This window comes from Pseudomonas marginalis, from assembly GCF_024169655.1.
Lineage (GTDB): Bacteria > Pseudomonadota > Gammaproteobacteria > Pseudomonadales > Pseudomonadaceae > Aquipseudomonas > Aquipseudomonas paraveronii.
In genome coordinates, this window is record NZ_JALJWV010000001.1 from 1322758 (window position 1) to 1337969 (window position 15212).

Consider the following 15212-nt stretch of genomic DNA (forward strand, 5'->3'; position numbering starts at 1 on the left):
TTCACTCATGAGTGCTGTGAACTCAGCACTCGCATACGTTGCAAGACCGCATTCAGGCCATTGCTGCGCGACGGCGACAACTGGCGCGACAGCCCCAGTTGATTGAACCAGTCGGGTAAGTCGACCGCCTGCAACTTGGCGGCCGACAGCCCGTTGACCCGCGCCAGCAGCAACGCCACCAGCCCGCGGATCATGCGGGCTTCGCTGCTGGCGGCGAACTGCCAATGGCCGTCGGAGAAACGCCCGACCAGCCACACCAGGCTCTCGCAGCCCTGCACCAGATTGGCCTCGACCTTGTCTTCGTCCGCCAGTGGCGGCAGCCGCTCGCCCCATTGCATCAGCAGGCGCGCGCGTTGCTCCCAACTGCCCACCGCCTGAAACGACTCAAGCGCGCTGACGGCCTCGACCGGCAGGCTCATCGCAGCATATCCAGGGCCTGGTCCAGCGCTTCAAAGAATCGCTCCAGATCATCGGAGTCGTTGTACAGCGCCAGGGATACGCGAATCGCCCCCGACAAGTGCATCGCCTTGAGCAGCGGCATTGCGCAATGATGGCCGGCGCGCACGGCAATGCCCTGTTCGGTCAGCAAGTGCGCAAGATCGGCGTTATGCACGCCTTCCACCACGAAACTGACCAACGCCACCTGCGGCGCGCCCAGCACGCGCACGCCATTACGCGCTTTCAGCCCGCGCAACAGGTAGTCGTGCAGCGCAGCTTCGTGGGCGATGACCGCCGGTTGATCCAGTGAATTGAGGTAATCCAGGCTGGCACCGAGGCCGATCACGCTGGCAATCGGTGGAGTGCCGGCCTCGAACCCCAGCGGCGCGGGGCGGAAGCTGGCGTTGTGGTAATCGGCCTGTTGCACCATTTCGCCGCCGAACTGCCAGTGGCGCAACTGATGCAGGGCTTGGGTGCGGCCATACAGCACGCCGACGCCGTCCGGGCCGTAGAGTTTGTGGCTGGAAAATACGTAGAAGTCGCAGCCCAAAGCTTGTACGTCGTGGCGGCCATGGACGATGCCCTGGGCGCCATCGACCACGGTCAGCGCGCCCTCGGCCTTGGCCATGGCCAGCAGGTGTTCCAGCGGTTGCCAGGTGCCCAGCACGTTGGACAGTTGGCTCACCGCCAGCAGGCGCGTGCGCGGGCCGATCAGCGCGGCGGCGGCCTCAAGGTCGATCATGCCGTCGTCGCCAACGGGCAGGATCACCAGTTCCAGCGCGCGACGTTTGGCCAGTTGCTGCCAGGGCAGCAGGTTGGCGTGATGTTCCAGGGCGCTGATGACAATTTCATCGCCCGCATTGAATAAGTGCTCGAGGCCATAGGCCAAGAGGTTCAGCGCCGACGTCGCGCCGTGAGTGAAGACGATGTGCCCGCTGTCTCCTGCATTCAACCACTGCGCGACCTTGCTGCGACTGTCCTCGAAGGCCTGGGTCGCGTGGGCGCCCGGTAAATGCTGGGCACGGTGAACGTTGGCGGCGCCATTGGCGTAGTAATGGCTGATCGCGTCCAGCAGGGCTTGGGGTTTTTGCGCGGTGGCGGCGCTGTCCAGATAGGTCTGGTCTTGCCGTTGCAGGGTGGCGATGGCCGGAAAGTCGACGCGCCAGGGGGAGGGCACAAGCATGGTGTTCAAGACTCGTATAAGCGAGCCCCGGTGCGGGGCTCGCTAGTGGCATCGAGTCGCTGCTTAGTTGTGAGCGTGCAGCGCTTCGTTCAGTTCGATGGCCGATTTGTGGGTTTTGCACTCCACGGCACCGGTCTCGGAGTTACGGCGGAACAGCAGGTCCGGCTGGCCGGCCAGCTCACGCGCCTTGACCACTTTAACCAGTTGGTTGCGCTCGTCGAGCAGCGCAACCTTGGTCCCGGCGGTGACGTACAGGCCCGATTCCACGGTGTTGCGGTCGCCCAGCGGGATACCGATACCGGCGTTGGCGCCGATCAGGCAACCTTCGCCGACTTTGATCACGATGTTGCCGCCACCCGACAAGGTGCCCATGGTGGAGCAACCGCCGCCCAGGTCCGAGCCTTTGCCGACAAATACGCCTGCCGAGACACGGCCTTCGATCATGCCCGGGCCTTCGGTGCCGCCGTTGAAGTTGACGAAACCTTCGTGCATCACGGTGGTGCCTTCGCCCACGTAGGCGCCCAGGCGGATACGCGCAGCGTCAGCGATACGCACGCCGCTGGGTACGACGTAATCGGTCATTTTCGGGAACTTGTCCACCGAGAACACTTCCAGCAGCTCGCCACGCAGGCGCGCTTCCAGTTGGCGTTCGGCCAGCTCATTGATGTCGATCGCGCCCTGGCTGGTCCAGGCCACGTTCGGCAGTTGCGGGAACACACCGGCCAGGCTCAGGCCGTGGGGCTTGACCAGGCGATGGGACAGCAGGTGCAGCTTGAGGTAGGCCTCAGGCGTGGAGGTCAGTGCGGCGTCTTCGGCCAGCAGGGTGGCGACCAGCGGGGTATGGCTTTCAGCCAGGCGGTTCAGCAGGGCCGCTTGGGCCGCGTCGACGCCTTTGAGTGCGTCCGCCAGTTGCAGGGCTTGGGCGACGGTGAACGTGATCGCCTGGTTGCCTTCGCTGTAACCGAGGATCGGCGCGATGGCTGCGACGATTTCCGCCGACGGGTGGAGCAAGGGTTGTGCGTAAAACACTTCCAGCCAAGCACCTTGGCGGTTCTGAGTGCCGACGCCGAAGCCCAGGCTGAACAGGGAATTGGACATGCTGTTACCTCTACAAAAATGGAATGGCTGGCCTACTTGAGGGCCGCCGAATAAGTGTCTGGCTTGAAGCCAATCAGGGTTCTGTCACCGAGATCAAGCACTGGGCGCTTGATCATCGAAGGTTGTGCGAGCATCAATTCAATGGCTTTCGACTGATCGAGATCGGCTTTGCGTTCGTCTTCGAGTTTGCGAAAGGTGGTGCCCGCACGGTTCAAAACCACCTGCCAACCGTGCTCGTTGCACCATTGGGTCAAGTGTTCGCGGTCGATACCGGCCGTTTTGTAGTCGTGGAACGCATAGCTCACGCCGTGCTCGTCGAGCCAGGTGCGGGCTTTTTTCATGGTGTCGCAGGCTTTGATGCCGAAAAGGTGCAACGTTTTGCTTGATACGGTCAAGGAATTGCCCCCCTTTGGACCAATGAAAATGAAAGGTCTGGGATTATGCCACGACCAGCGGCTTTGGGTGCCGCTCGTCTCTAGCGTGGATTGCCCTGTGCGACTATTGTGCGAAAGCCATCGCGCAGCATAGGCGGCTAATATGGCACTTCAATGGTGAGTTGTTGCCTGATGTGTGTCGTTGCAAGTCGATTGTCCGGGAAACCCGCGTTATGCAAACCGCCTACACCGTTCTTATCCTGCTGATGCTGGTCAGCGTTTCGCGGCTGGTCTGGCGAGTCATCCCGCTGCCGTTACCCCTCGTGCAGATTGCCGCCGGGGCCTTGCTGGCCTGGCCCACGCTGGGGCTGCATGTCGCGCTGGACCCGGAGTTGTTCCTGTTTTTGTTCCTGCCGCCGCTGCTGTTCTCCGATGGCTGGCGCATGCCCAAGCGCGAATTGTGGCGTCTGCGCGGGCCGATTCTGACGTTGGCGGTAGGGCTGGTGCTGTTCACCGTGGTCGGCGCCGGCTACTTCATTCATTGGCTATTGCCTTCGATTCCGTTGCCGGTGGCGTTTGCCCTGGCGGCGGTGTTGTCGCCGACGGACGCCGTGGCGGTGTCGGCCATTTCCCAGAACCGTTTACCCACGCCCTTGATGCATATGCTTCAGGGCGAGGCCTTGATGAACGATGCCACGGGCCTGGTGACGTTCAAGTTCGCCCTGGTGGCAGCCTTGACCGGGGTGTTTTCCCTGGCGGATGCCAGCCTGACCTTTGTACTGGTGGCCATCGGCGGTCTGGCGGTTGGGATTGCGTTGAGCTGGCTGGTGGGGCGCCTGCGTGTCTGGATGATTGCGCGAGGGTGGGACGACCCGGCCACCCACGTTGTGTTCATGTTGCTGCTGCCGTTTGCCGCCTATGTTCTGGCCGAACGCCTGGGCGCATCGGGCATTCTCTCGGCGGTGGCGGCGGGCATGATGCAAAGCTGGCTGGACCTGCTGCCCCGCCAGACCAGCACGCGCTTGCTCAATCGCAGTGTGTGGTCGCTGCTGGAGTTTGCCTTCAATGGCTTGATCTTCCTGCTATTGGGCCTGCAACTGCCGGACATTATCAAGGCGGTGGCGAGTCATGAAACCACGCTGTGGCCGACCCTGCTGTATCGCTGTCTGGACGTGATCGCGATCTTCCTGGTGCTGTTGGTATTGCGGTTCATTTGGGTGCAAAGCATCTGGCGTCTGTCGGGTGTGCTCCGGCGCCTGCGTGGGAAAAGCGAGCTTACCCTGGTGCCGACGGCGCGCTCCTGCTGGCTGTTGACCGTGGGCGGCGTGCGCGGGGCGGTGACGTTGGCCGGTGTGATGTCGGTGCCCTTGCTGCTGGCGCCGGGCAAGGCGTTCCCGGAGCGCGACCTGCTGATCTTTATCGCGGCCGGGGTGATCCTGCTGTCGCTCGTTGCTGCGTGTATTGCGTTGCCGCTGCTGCTGCGCGGCATTGAAAAAAGCCCCGATGAAAAACATCACAATGAAGTGCGCGAGGCTTGGAAAAAGACCGCCGTGGCCGCGATCCATGCGCTTGAGGTCGAAGATCCTACCGAGAGCGCTCCCGCGGACGCCGCTCAGGCCGCACTGGCTACCGAGTTGAAGGCGCGACTGATGTCGGAATACCGGCATCAGTTGGATGTCTTTAACGACTCCGCCGAAGCCCAGGCGCTCGCGTTGCAGATGGACCAACTGGAGCGAAAACTGCGGCTCAAGGCCCTGCGCGCGCAGCGCTTGGAGTTGTACAGCCTGAGCCGTCATCACCGAATTGGGGATGACGTGTTGAGGGAAGTGTTGAGCGAGTTGGATATGAGTGAAGCGAACCTGGGATCGCCGAAGTAGGCAATTGGCTGTCGCTGCGGCCCGTGCCCTCGACGCTGAGTGTGCAACGCCTTAAACGGTGCAGTCGAAGTCGGCATCACGAAAGCGTGGATGACGGATCACGGGGGGCATGGGCGCGGCTTGAGGGTAGGCTTTTTTGGCCCAGGCAATGTCTCCGTCACTCAGTGACCTGTTCTCGATATGCGCCCGCTTGCCATCGGTCTGGTCCGGGCTGACCGCATAGTGCATGACCGAGTCAGGGTCGTAAGGCAGCAAGTCATAAGCGCTGCTGCGCGTCAGCGGCAGGACGTTGTCCCGTACCTGATGCGGGTTGGGGCTGCGGCGGTAGGCCTGGTGGATGTGTTCACGGTTCCAGGGAATGTTGGCGTCGGGATGCTGGTGGGCGTGATGGGCGCCCAGCATGTGCCCGAATTCATGCAGGACGGTGTATTCGAATCGAGGATCGTTGTGATCCATGGGCAGGCGCATGGTTGGCATCCCAAGCGGTATGTTCCGCGCATCGGTGCCTACGGATGACGCGCCGCCGTTATCGCCTGGCGGATTCTGTGCGATACGGATATCGCCGCTGTCGCCCGAGACAAAATCAAACTTCAGGTTGATATGGGGCAGCCAATGGCTGGCGGCTTTTTTGACCGCCAGCACGTATTTATCGTCCGCTTCATACTCATACATGGCGATCGTAAGGGTCGTGTTTTGCGGCCAGTATTTGCCGGGTTCGCCGACACTGCGTCGACTTCTCGAAAGGCTGGACGTTGGCGTGGCACTACCGGCGCTTTCGCCAGGCGGCCAGTGAGTGCCAGGCTGATAAGCGGCTTCGGGGGCGAGGGTTATCATTGAATGTTTCCTGCGGCAGGTCGGGACTGGACGTTGGTTGATTCGTGCCAAAGGCAGGAAAGTTCCCGGCGGTGTTGAGTGAATACGTGAGCCTATGTTTACCCCTGTGCCCGCTACGTCGGGTTGACCGGGGGGTACAGCATTCTGATCGTTTGCTTGTCGCCTGCGGAAAGGGTTGTGTTGTGAGGAGTGGCCTGGCCGTTGTGCCTCAGTGCCGCCGGAACTTCATAATGCATCACGGACCGCTGATCGTATGGGGTGATCTGCAGACCGGGCCGGTTGTCTGGTTCAAGGACGTGTTCGCGCACCATGGCTTCGCTGAAAATATTGCTGGTGTAGTAGTCATACGCCTCGGGCTCGTTCCAATCCAGGGTGTTCTGCGGGTGCTGGTGCTCGTGCAACAACCCGAGGGCGTGGCCGAATTCGTGCAGGGCCGTACCGCGGAACTTCTTCGAGTCGTCAGTCCGGTTGAGGTGCATCGTGGGTTGATCTTCATCGATGTCCCTGGCCGCTGTGCCAATGGCGGACCAATTGCCCTTGAGCCCTTCATCGTCCGAAATGCGAATATCGCCCTTTTTGCCATCGACGATATTGAAGTGCAGTGTCGGCGTGTGGTGGGCCCATTCGCGAATAGCGTCCACCACCAGCGCTTTGCTTTTTTCGTCCTTCAGGTCGAGCGCAACGGTGACCACACCGTCCGGCCAGCGTTTGTCGTTGTCGGCGATGCCTCTTTTTGTTCGCCTGGCGGATTCGGGAGGGGAAATGCCGTTATTCGAGGGCGGCTCATAAGCGGGGGGAGGGGTGAGCGACGAGGTGATTGGGTTCATAGGCAATACTCGTAGGAAGTTTGCCTGTTAGTGGTGAGCGAGTGAAGGAGGTTCCCGCACTGTGCGACACAGTGCGGGATTTGGCGAGGTTACTTCCTGCGCTGAATGAAGTCGCTGATCCGCTCAGCCGCTTCCACGCACTCCGCCAGTGGTGCAACCAATGCCATACGCACGCGGCCGGCACCTGGGTTGACACCCTCTACATCCCGCGACAGGTACGAACCGGGCACCACGGTGACGTGTTCTTCGACGAACAAGTCCCGGCAGAAGGCGGCATCGTCACCGTCTACATTCGGCCACAGGTAGAAACCGCCGTCGGGGGCTTGCACGTCCAGTACCGGCTTGAGGATCGCCAGCACGGCGTCGAATTTTTCCCGGTACAGGTCGCGATTGGCCTGGACGTGGGCTTCGTCCTGCCAGGCGGCGATGCTTGCCAGTTGGGTTTGCACCGGCATCGCGCAGCCGTGGTAGGTGCGGTACAGCAGGAAGGCCTTGAGAATGTCGGCGTCGCCAGCCACGAAACCGGAACGCAGGCCCGGCAGGTTGGAGCGCTTGGACAGGCTGTGGAACACCACGCAGCGCTTGAAGTCCTGGCGGCCGAGTTCGACGCAGGCGCTCAACAGGCCCGGCGGCGGGCTTTGTTCGTCGAAGTACAGTTCGCTGTAGCACTCGTCGGCGGCAATCACGAAGTCATATTCGTCGGCCAGGGCGATGAGCTTTTTCAGGGTGTCGACCGGGATCAGTGCGCCGGTCGGGTTGCCGGGGGAGCACAGGAACAGGATCTGGCAGCGTTTCCAGACGTCTGGCGACACGGCGTCGAAGTCCGGGTTGAAGCCATTGGCATCCAGGCACGGCAGGTAGTACGGCTTGGCACCGGCCAGGAACGCGGCGCCTTCATAGATCTGGTAGAACGGGTTCGGGCTCACCACCAGTGCATCGTCACTGCGATTGACCACGGCTTGGGTGAAGGCGAACAGCGCCTCGCGGGTGCCGTTGACCGGCAGGATGTTGCGCGCCGGGTCCAGCCAGCCCTTGGGTACATTGAAGCGGCGTTCGCACCAGGCCGCGATGGCTTCGCGCAGCGCAGGAATGCCCAGGGTGGTCGGGTACACCGCCATCTGGTCGAGGTTATTGCTCAACGCCTCGGCGACGAATGTCGGCGATTTATGCTTGGGCTCGCCGATGGACAGCGCGATCGGGCGTTTGTCCGGGTTCGGCGTGACGCTGCCGAGCAGCGCGCGCAATTTTTCGAACGGGTAAGGCTGCAACTGGTTCAGGGCGTTGTTCATCGGTGGATCTCATGCAAGGCGTTAAAAACTGGGCGAGTATCAAATCGTCAGGCGCGTCAGCTCGACGCCGGGTTCCTGGGTCACGCTCAGTTGCTGGACGATTGCATCCTGCAGGCGGCGGCACAGCTCGGGGTCGGACAGCGGCTGGTTATCGGCGTCGGTAATGAAGAACACGTCTTCCACGCGCTCGCCAAGGGTTGCAATCTTGGCGTTCTGCAACGACAGGTCGAACTCCAGGAAAATCCCGCCGATCCGCGCCAGCAGGCCCGGGCGATCCGGTGCGCTGAGTTCCAGTACCGTCACCGGGCGCTGGGCGTCGTTGGAAATGGTCACCTGCGGCGCAAACGCAAAATGCTTGAGCTGGCGCGGCACGCGGCGTTGGATGATGGTCGGGTAGTCATCCGGGTTGCGCAACGCTTCGGTCAGGCCTTCGCGGATCTTTTTCACCCGCACCGGGTTATCGCCGATGGACTCGCCTTCGGTGTCGAGCACGATGTAGGTGTCGAGGGTGAACTGGCTGCTGGAGGTGATGACCCGGGCGTCGTGGATGTTCAGGTTGAGCTGGTCCATGGCCGCCACGGTCACGGCGAAGAAGTCATGCTGGTCGGGGGCGTAGATGAAAATCTGCGTGCCGCCTTCGAACTCGCGTTGGGTCGTCTCTTTGATCAACACCAGCGGGCCGCCGTCGGCCGGTTGCTGCAAGATCGCGTCGCTGTGCCAGGCCACGTCGCCGGCGGTGTGGCGCAGGAAGTAATCGTCGCCCAGTTGCGACCACAATTGCTCGACGTCGTCCGGGTCGTTGCCGCCGCGCACCAGGATGTCCAGGGCCGCGCTTTGGGTGCGGCGGATCTGTTCTTCGCGGTCCACCGGGTTTTCCAGGCCTCGGCGCAGGGCGCGCTTGGTCTCGGTGTACAACTGGCGCAGCAGGCTCGCGCGCCACGAGTTCCACAGCGTCGGGTTGGTGGCGTTGATATCGGAAACCGTCAGCACATACAGGTAGTCGAGGCGGGTCTCATCGCCGACGATCCCGGCGAAGTCGTGGATCACCTGCGGGTCGGACAAGTCCTTGCGTTGGGCGGTGGTCGACATCACCAGGTGGTTCTGCACCAGCCAGACAATCAGGCGGCTGTCCCACAACGGCAACTGGTGGCGCTGGCAGAACGCCTCGGCGTCGACCGCACCGACTTCCGAATGGTCGCCGTGGCGGCCTTTGCCGATGTCGTGGTACAGGCCGGCCAGGTAGATCAGTTCGGGTTTGGGCAGCTTGGCCATTAGCTTACTGGCCAGCGGGAATTTCTCTGACACCTGGCTGTACTGCAGCTTACGCAGGTGCTTGATCAGGTTCAGGGTGTGGGCGTCCACGGTGTAGATGTGGAACAGGTCGTGTTGCATCTGCCCGACGATAAAACCGAACTCCGGCAGGTAACGCCCGAGGATGCCGTAGCGGTTCATCCGCCGCAGGTTGCGGTGGATGCCGATCTTGCACTTGAACAGCTCGATAAACAGGCTGGTGTTGCGGATGTCGTTGCGAAAGTTATCGTCGATCAGGTGACGGTTTTCCCGCAGCAGGCGAATCGTGTCGGCGCGCACGCCTTTGATTTCCGGCTGTTGGGCCATCAGCACGAAAATTTCCAGCATGGCGAACGGCGTGCGGCGAAATACGTTGTCGTTGCGCGCCTCGATATAGCCGTCATGTAGCTGGAAGCGTGCGTTGATCGGCTGCGGCGGGGCTTCGTCTTCCGGGGCCAGGATCACTTCTTCGAAGTGCTGCATGATCAGGTCGCTGAGCTGGGCAATGCTCATGACCACCCGGTAGTACTGCTGCATGAAACTTTCGATGCTGGTCTTCGCGTCTTCACCTTCGAAACCCAGCAGGGTGGCGATGGAGCGCTGATGGTCGAACAGCAGGCGATCTTCGGAGCGCCCTGCGAGCATGTGCAGGGCGTAGCGCACTTTCCAGAGGAATTCCTGGGACGAGGCGAGCAGGGCGTTTTCGCTCTCCACCAGAAAGCCTTCACCGGCCAGGGCGCGCAGGTTCAGGGTGCCGTACTGGCGACGGGCGACCCACAAAATCGTCTGGATATCGCGCAGGCCTCCGGGGGAGCCTTTGACGTTGGGTTCCAGGTTGTATTCGGTGTCGTTGTACTTGTGGTGCCGGGCTTTCTGCTCGGCGCGCTTGGCCAGGAAGAAGTGCTTGCTCGGCCACATTTGCGTGGTGCTGGTGACTTCGAGCATGCGCTGACGCAGACGCTCGGGGCCGGCGATGGTGCGGCTTTCCATCAGGTTGGTGATGACGGTGAGGTCGGCGCGGGCTTCTTCGGCGCATTCGGCCACCGAACGCACGCTCTGGCCGACTTCCAGGCCGATGTCCCACAGCAGTGTCAGAAAGCGCTCGATGGAATCGCGAAAGATCTCATGGTCGGCGCTGTCCAGCAGGATCAGCAGGTCGATGTCGGAGTAGGGGTGCAACTCACCCCGGCCGTAGCCGCCGACCGCCACCAGGGCGATATCGGCGTCTTCGCTCCAACTGAACTGTTCCCAGGCCTTTTGCAGGATGTTATCGACGAACCAGGCACGGTCCTCGATCAGCCGACGGATGTCCCGGCCACTGCGAAAGCGCTCGTCGAGCACCTCGCGGGCCTGGCGGATAGCCTTCTTGAAGGCGGCGATAGGGCTGGCCTTCAGCGCCAGTTCGGCCTGGAACTGGCCACGGTCGAAGAGTTCGGGGTCCACCTGGGGCATCGTTCGGCTTTCCTTTCTAGCTATCAGTCAGTCACAACACAGTTTGGGAAAACCGGGGCAGCCGTTACGCCGAAATGCGTGGGATCGTGTCGTCCGCGCGCAGGGTGAAGATTTCGTAGCCGGTGTCGGTGACCAGCAGGGTGTGTTCCCACTGGGCAGAGAGCTTGCGGTCCTTGGTGATGGCGGTCCAGCCGTCGCCCAGTACCTTGGTGTCGGCCTTGCCCTGGTTGATCATCGGCTCGATGGTGAAGGTCATGCCCGCTTTCAGTTCCATGCCCGTACCGGCACGGCCGTAATGCAAAATCTGCGGCTCTTCGTGGAACACCTTGCCGATGCCGTGGCCGCAGAACTCGCGAACCACCGAGAAGCCGTTCTTTTCAGCGTGCTTCTGGATCACTTCACCGATATCGCCCAGGCGGCAGCCGGGTTTGACGATTTCAATGGCCTTGTACATGCATTCCTGGGTCACCTGTGACAGGCGCTCGGCCCAGACCGGCACAGTGCCGACGTGGAACATGCGGCTGGTATCGCCGTGGTAGCCGTCTTTGATGACGGTGACGTCGATGTTCAGGGTGTCGCCGTCTTTCAGCGGCTTGTCGCCCGGAATCCCGTGGCAGACCACGTGGTTGATCGAGGTGCAGATCGACTTGGGGAAGCCCTTGTAGTTCAGCGGGGCAGGGATAGCCTTTTGCACGTCGACTATATAGTCGTGGCAGATGCGGTCCAGTGTTTCGGTGGTGACGCCGGGCTTGACGTGTTCGGCAATCATTTCCAGCACGTCGGCCGCCAGTTTGCCGGCAACGCGCATGCCAGCGATGTCTTCGGCGGTTTTCAAGGTAACAGTCATACAGGCTCTCTCTAGCGCGAGGCGCTGAAATCAATACGGTTTACGGGTGTGCGGCAAAAGGTTACAGAATTCGCACAAGCCCCAAAAAACCTGATTCTACCAGACGCGGGCGGCAAATCATGAGCGTCTGGCCGTCGGTTGTCTCTATAAAGTGGGGTGATAGTGGCGCTTTTCAAAGGGTTGCGCAAAAGTCGTTGGCGGCAAATGTGATTGCGGGTTTCGTTTTTGCCCTTCGTGTGGTATAAAATGCGCCGCTTTCCGGGGATACCCCGCAGAGCTTAAATCCACACACGTGTCGACACGATGACCTGGGTGCCGGAGGCCTTGATGCCGCTGGTTGGTCATTGGGATACGTGGAGGCCAAACCCGACTTATTAAGGAACTATCATGTCCCAAGTCAACATGCGCGATATGCTGAAGGCCGGTGTGCACTTCGGTCACCAAACCCGTTACTGGAACCCGAAAATGGGTAAATACATTTTCGGCGCGCGTAACAAGATCCACATCATCAACCTTGAAAAAACCCTGCCAATGTTCAACGAAGCTCTGACTTTCGTAGAGCGCCTGGCCCAGGGCAAAAACAAGATTCTGTTCGTCGGCACCAAGCGTTCCGCTGGCAAGATCGTTGCTGAAGAAGCAGCACGTTGCGGTTCGCCGTACGTCGATCACCGCTGGTTGGGCGGCATGCTGACCAACTTCAAAACCATCCGTGCTTCCATCAAGCGTCTGCGTGACCTTGAAGTGCAAGCCGAAGACGGTACTTTCGCCAAGCTGACCAAGAAAGAGGCGCTGATGCGCACTCGCGACCTGGAAAAGCTCGATCGTTCCCTGGGTGGTATCAAGGACATGGGCGGCCTGCCTGACGCACTGTTCGTTATCGACGTTGATCACGAGCGCATCGCGATCACCGAAGCCAACAAACTGGGCATTCCTGTTATCGGCGTAGTCGATACCAACAGCAGCCCTGATGGCGTTGACTACATCATCCCAGGCAACGATGACGCCATCCGCGCTATCCAGTTGTACATGGGTTCGATGGCCGATGCTGTCATCCGTGGTCGCAACCACGTTGCTGGTGGTACCGAGCAGTTCGTTGAAGAAGCTCCGGTAGCCGCAGCTGAGTAATTGACGCCCTGGCGTTGACTCAGTAAGCAAAAAGGGGGCTTGGCCCCCTTTTTGCCCCCTCGAAAACCATTTGTCGGCAGCGCAGCTACATCATCTGTAACGTGCAGCGGCCTACAAGGGAGATTCGGGAAGAATTGATCGCCCGTTTGATCGGGTGGAATGGTTGAAAACCTATCCAAGAGGATTTTGAAATGGCAGAGATTACTGCAGCGTTGGTTAAAGAACTGCGTGAGCGTACCGGCGAAGGCATGATGGATTGCAAAAAGGCCTTGACCAAGGCCGGCGGCGACATCGAAAAAGCCATTGATGACATGCGTGCTTCGGGCGCCATCAAGGCTGCCAAGAAAGCAGGCAACGTTGCTGCTGAAGGTGCTATCGCTCTGGTTGAAGACGGTAAAGTCGCTGTTCTGCTGGAAGTGAACTCGCAGACCGACTTCCTGGCTCTGCAGGATGACTTCAAGGCATTCGTTGCTGCCAGCGTCAAGAAAGCATTCGACGACAAGCTGACTGCTGCTGAGCCGCTGATCGCCGCTCAAGAAGCTGATCGCCTGGTTCTGGTCGGCAAGGTTGGCGAAAACGTCAACATCCGTCGCCTGGCTCGCGTTGAAGGTGATGTTGTCGGCGGTTACCTGCACGGCAACAAAATCGGCGTTGTGGTTGCCCTTAAAGGCGGCAACGTTGAACTGGCCAAAGACATCGCTATGCACGTAGCGGCCAGCAACCCTGAGTTCCTGCTGCCATCGGAAGTGTCCGCTGACGCAATCGAACGTGAAAAAGCCGTGTTCCTGAGCCTCAACGCTGACAAGATCGCGGGCAAGCCAGAGAACATCGTTGAAAACATGATCAAAGGCCGTATCAGCAAGTTCCTGGCTGAAGCGAGCCTGGTTGAGCAGGCGTTCGTCAAGAACCCTGAAATCAAGGTTGGCGAACTGGCCAAGAAAGCCGGTGCTGAAATCGTTTCCTTCACCTACTACAAAGTAGGCGACGGTATCGAGAAGCCGGTCGACAACTTCGCTGAAGAAGTTGCTGCCCAGCTGGCTGCCGCCAAGCAATAAGACAGTTTTCAACTGTCGCCCGAAAGAGGCTGCCCGCTCACGCGCGCAGCCTCTTTTCAAATGGGAAGGTCGATTTTATTTGGCTTCCCCTCGGAACTGGCTTACAAAGCCGTGTTCCGATGGCGCTGTAGCAGCGTCCAGCTAGAGTGAACGCAAGCCGTAAACGGCTCGCCAAGAATTTTTAAAAATACGCCGCAGGAGAGATTCGCAATGGCTCAGCAGGGCAGTGGTTATCAGGCTCGCTATAAACGCATTCTACTCAAGCTTAGCGGCGAGGCCCTGATGGGCTCGGAAGAGTTCGGGATCGATCCCAAGGTGCTCGACCGCATGGCGCTGGAAGTCGGCCAGTTGGTCGGTATCGGCGTACAGGTCGGCCTGGTGATTGGTGGTGGCAACCTGTTCCGCGGTGCAGCACTGAGTGCGGCGGGCATGGACCGGGTCACCGGCGACCACATGGGCATGCTGGCCACTGTGATGAATGCCCTGGCCATGCGCGATGCCCTGGAGCGTGCCAACATCTCGGCGATCGTGATGTCGGCTATTTCCATGGTGGGCGTGACCGATCACTATGATCGCCGCAAAGCCATGCGCCACCTGAACTCCAAAGACGTGGTCATCTTCGCTGCTGGTACGGGCAACCCGTTCTTCACCACCGATTCGGCCGCATGCTTGCGTGCGATTGAAATCGACGCAGACGTCGTGTTGAAAGCCACCAAAGTGGACGGCGTATACACTGCAGATCCATTCAAAGACCCGCATGCCGAGAAGTTCGATCATCTGACCTACGATGAAGTGCTGGATCGCAAGCTGGGCGTGATGGACCTGACGGCAATTTGCCTGTGCCGCGACCACAAGATGCCGCTGCGCGTATTTAATATGAACAAGCCCGGTGCCCTGCTGAACATCGTACACGGCGGCGCGGAAGGGACTCTGATCGAGGAAGGCCAACAATGATCAACGAAATCAAGAAAGACGCTCAAGAGCGTATGCAGAAATCCCTGGACTCTCTGAACCACGCATTTGGTCAGATTCGTACCGGCAAGGCTCACCCAAGCATTCTGGGTAGCGTGATGGTGCCGTACTACGGCACGGACACCTCCATCACCCAAGTGGCCAATATCACCGTAAAAGACTCGCGCACCCTGCAAGTCGTAGCCTTTGAGCGCAACATGCTCGCGGCGGTCGACAAGGCGATCCAGAGCGCCGGCCTGAACCTCAACCCGACCAACCTGGGCGAGTTGCTGCTGATCTCCATGCCTGCCCTGACTGAAGAAACCCGCAAGGGCTTCACCAAGCAGGCGCGTAGCGCAGCGGAAGATGCACGTGTTGCCGTGCGCAACATCCGTCGCGATGCCCTGGGCGAGCTGAAGAAGCTGGTCAAGGACAAGGAAATCAGCGAAGACGAAGAGCGCCGTGCGGCGGCAGACATCCAGAAGCTGACCGACAAGGCCGAAGCTGATGTCGATGCGGCCACCAAGCAAAAAGAAGCGGACTTGATGGCCGTATAAGGGTCAGGGCGCTTT

Annotated in this window: 14 protein-coding genes; 5 read left to right on the forward strand and 9 right to left on the reverse strand. The window is 60.3% G+C overall.

The genetic code is table 11. The annotated features are described in order from the left end of the window. Window positions 1-5: 5 nt before the first annotated feature. The 4 genes from J2Y83_RS05840 to J2Y83_RS05855 all read right to left on the reverse strand — a co-directional run bounded on the left by J2Y83_RS05840 (window position 6) and on the right by J2Y83_RS05855 (window position 3114). Complete coding sequence (locus J2Y83_RS05840) at window positions 6-419, reverse strand: SufE family protein (RefSeq protein ID WP_253393754.1); 414 nt, start codon at window positions 417-419, stop codon at window positions 6-8. Then, window positions 416-1621: an aminotransferase class V-fold PLP-dependent enzyme gene (locus tag J2Y83_RS05845; RefSeq protein WP_253393756.1), complete on the reverse strand. Its 1206-nt coding sequence runs from the start codon at window positions 1619-1621 to the stop codon at window positions 416-418. The genes J2Y83_RS05840 and J2Y83_RS05845 overlap by 4 nt, the downstream gene beginning before the upstream one ends. 63 nt (window positions 1622-1684) lie before the next feature. After that, window positions 1685-2719: a 2,3,4,5-tetrahydropyridine-2,6-dicarboxylate N-succinyltransferase gene (gene dapD, locus J2Y83_RS05850; protein WP_253393758.1), complete on the reverse strand. Its 1035-nt coding sequence runs from the start codon at window positions 2717-2719 to the stop codon at window positions 1685-1687. A 32-nt stretch (window positions 2720-2751) separates the two neighbouring features. Beyond that, window positions 2752-3114, reverse strand: coding sequence for an ArsC family reductase (locus J2Y83_RS05855; RefSeq protein ID WP_276196841.1), 363 nt, complete (start codon window positions 3112-3114; stop codon window positions 2752-2754). A 212-nt stretch (window positions 3115-3326) separates the two neighbouring features. On the opposite strand from J2Y83_RS05855, the gene J2Y83_RS05860 reads away from it, so the two are divergent. Beyond that, entirely contained in the window at window positions 3327-4970 is a 1644-nt protein-coding gene (locus J2Y83_RS05860; protein ID WP_253393759.1) for a Na+/H+ antiporter, read from the forward strand. 51 nt (window positions 4971-5021) lie between these two features. Here the strand turns inward: J2Y83_RS05860 and J2Y83_RS05865 are convergent, their stop codons facing one another. The 5 genes from J2Y83_RS05865 to map form a co-directional block, all read right to left on the reverse strand. Continuing rightward, window positions 5022-5804 (reverse strand): M12 family metallopeptidase, encoded by a 783-nt coding sequence (locus J2Y83_RS05865; RefSeq protein ID WP_253393760.1) that lies wholly within the window; start codon window positions 5802-5804, stop codon window positions 5022-5024. A gap of 113 nt (window positions 5805-5917) precedes the next feature. Next, a complete protein-coding gene (locus tag J2Y83_RS05870) occupies window positions 5918-6631 on the reverse strand; it encodes a M12 family metallopeptidase (protein ID WP_253393761.1) in 714 nt (237 codons plus the stop codon). Window positions 6632-6720: 89 nt separating this feature from the next. After that, window positions 6721-7920 carry a succinyldiaminopimelate transaminase gene (dapC, locus tag J2Y83_RS05875; RefSeq protein ID WP_253393762.1) on the reverse strand — a complete coding sequence of 400 codons (1200 nt, stop codon included), beginning with the start codon at window positions 7918-7920 and terminating at the stop codon, window positions 6721-6723. Window positions 7921-7959: 39 nt separating this feature from the next. Continuing rightward, entirely contained in the window at window positions 7960-10662 is a 2703-nt protein-coding gene (locus tag J2Y83_RS05880) for a [protein-PII] uridylyltransferase (protein WP_253393763.1), read from the reverse strand. A 64-nt stretch (window positions 10663-10726) separates the two neighbouring features. Beyond that, on the reverse strand, window positions 10727-11509 hold the full coding sequence (gene map / locus J2Y83_RS05885) for a type I methionyl aminopeptidase (protein ID WP_017844739.1): 783 nt from the start codon (window positions 11507-11509) through the stop codon (window positions 10727-10729). 387 nt (window positions 11510-11896) lie between these two features. On the opposite strand from map, the gene rpsB reads away from it, so the two are divergent. The 4 genes from rpsB to frr all read left to right on the forward strand — a co-directional run bounded on the left by rpsB (window position 11897) and on the right by frr (window position 15197). After that, window positions 11897-12634 (forward strand): 30S ribosomal protein S2, encoded by a 738-nt coding sequence (gene rpsB / locus J2Y83_RS05890; RefSeq protein WP_048719953.1) that lies wholly within the window; start codon window positions 11897-11899, stop codon window positions 12632-12634. 191 nt (window positions 12635-12825) lie between these two features. Further along, window positions 12826-13689 (forward strand): translation elongation factor Ts, encoded by an 864-nt coding sequence (gene tsf / locus J2Y83_RS05895; RefSeq protein ID WP_253393765.1) that lies wholly within the window; start codon window positions 12826-12828, stop codon window positions 13687-13689. Window positions 13690-13899: 210 nt separating this feature from the next. Then, window positions 13900-14643, forward strand: coding sequence for a UMP kinase (pyrH, locus tag J2Y83_RS05900; protein WP_095077480.1), 744 nt, complete (start codon window positions 13900-13902; stop codon window positions 14641-14643). Next, window positions 14640-15197, forward strand: a complete 558-nt coding sequence (gene frr, locus J2Y83_RS05905; RefSeq protein ID WP_253393767.1) for a ribosome recycling factor — start codon at window positions 14640-14642, stop codon at window positions 15195-15197. The genes pyrH and frr overlap by 4 nt, the downstream gene beginning before the upstream one ends. Window positions 15198-15212 lie beyond the last annotated feature (15 nt).

What these genes read in the sequence shown, in the direction of transcription:
- dapD (WP_253393758.1), bottom strand. Translation starts at nt 2,719, where the DNA reads ATGTCCAATTCCCTGTTCAGCCTGGGCTTCGGCGTCGGCACTCAGAAC.
- J2Y83_RS05860 (WP_253393759.1), top strand. Translation starts at nt 3,327, where the DNA reads ATGCAAACCGCCTACACCGTTCTTATCCTGCTGATGCTGGTCAGCGTT.
- J2Y83_RS05870 (WP_253393761.1), bottom strand. Translation starts at nt 6,631, where the DNA reads ATGAACCCAATCACCTCGTCGCTCACCCCTCCCCCCGCTTATGAGCCG.
- J2Y83_RS05880 (WP_253393763.1), bottom strand. Translation starts at nt 10,662, where the DNA reads ATGCCCCAGGTGGACCCCGAACTCTTCGACCGTGGCCAGTTCCAGGCC.
- frr (WP_253393767.1), top strand. Translation starts at nt 14,640, where the DNA reads ATGATCAACGAAATCAAGAAAGACGCTCAAGAGCGTATGCAGAAATCC.
- J2Y83_RS05845 (WP_253393756.1), bottom strand. Translation starts at nt 1,621, where the DNA reads ATGCTTGTGCCCTCCCCCTGGCGCGTCGACTTTCCGGCCATCGCCACC.
- J2Y83_RS05865 (WP_253393760.1), bottom strand. Translation starts at nt 5,804, where the DNA reads ATGATAACCCTCGCCCCCGAAGCCGCTTATCAGCCTGGCACTCACTGG.
- dapC (WP_253393762.1), bottom strand. Translation starts at nt 7,920, where the DNA reads ATGAACAACGCCCTGAACCAGTTGCAGCCTTACCCGTTCGAAAAATTG.
- tsf (WP_253393765.1), top strand. Translation starts at nt 12,826, where the DNA reads ATGGCAGAGATTACTGCAGCGTTGGTTAAAGAACTGCGTGAGCGTACC.
- rpsB (WP_048719953.1), top strand. Translation starts at nt 11,897, where the DNA reads ATGTCCCAAGTCAACATGCGCGATATGCTGAAGGCCGGTGTGCACTTC.
- pyrH (WP_095077480.1), top strand. Translation starts at nt 13,900, where the DNA reads ATGGCTCAGCAGGGCAGTGGTTATCAGGCTCGCTATAAACGCATTCTA.
- J2Y83_RS05840 (WP_253393754.1), bottom strand. Translation starts at nt 419, where the DNA reads ATGAGCCTGCCGGTCGAGGCCGTCAGCGCGCTTGAGTCGTTTCAGGCG.
- map (WP_017844739.1), bottom strand. Translation starts at nt 11,509, where the DNA reads ATGACTGTTACCTTGAAAACCGCCGAAGACATCGCTGGCATGCGCGTT.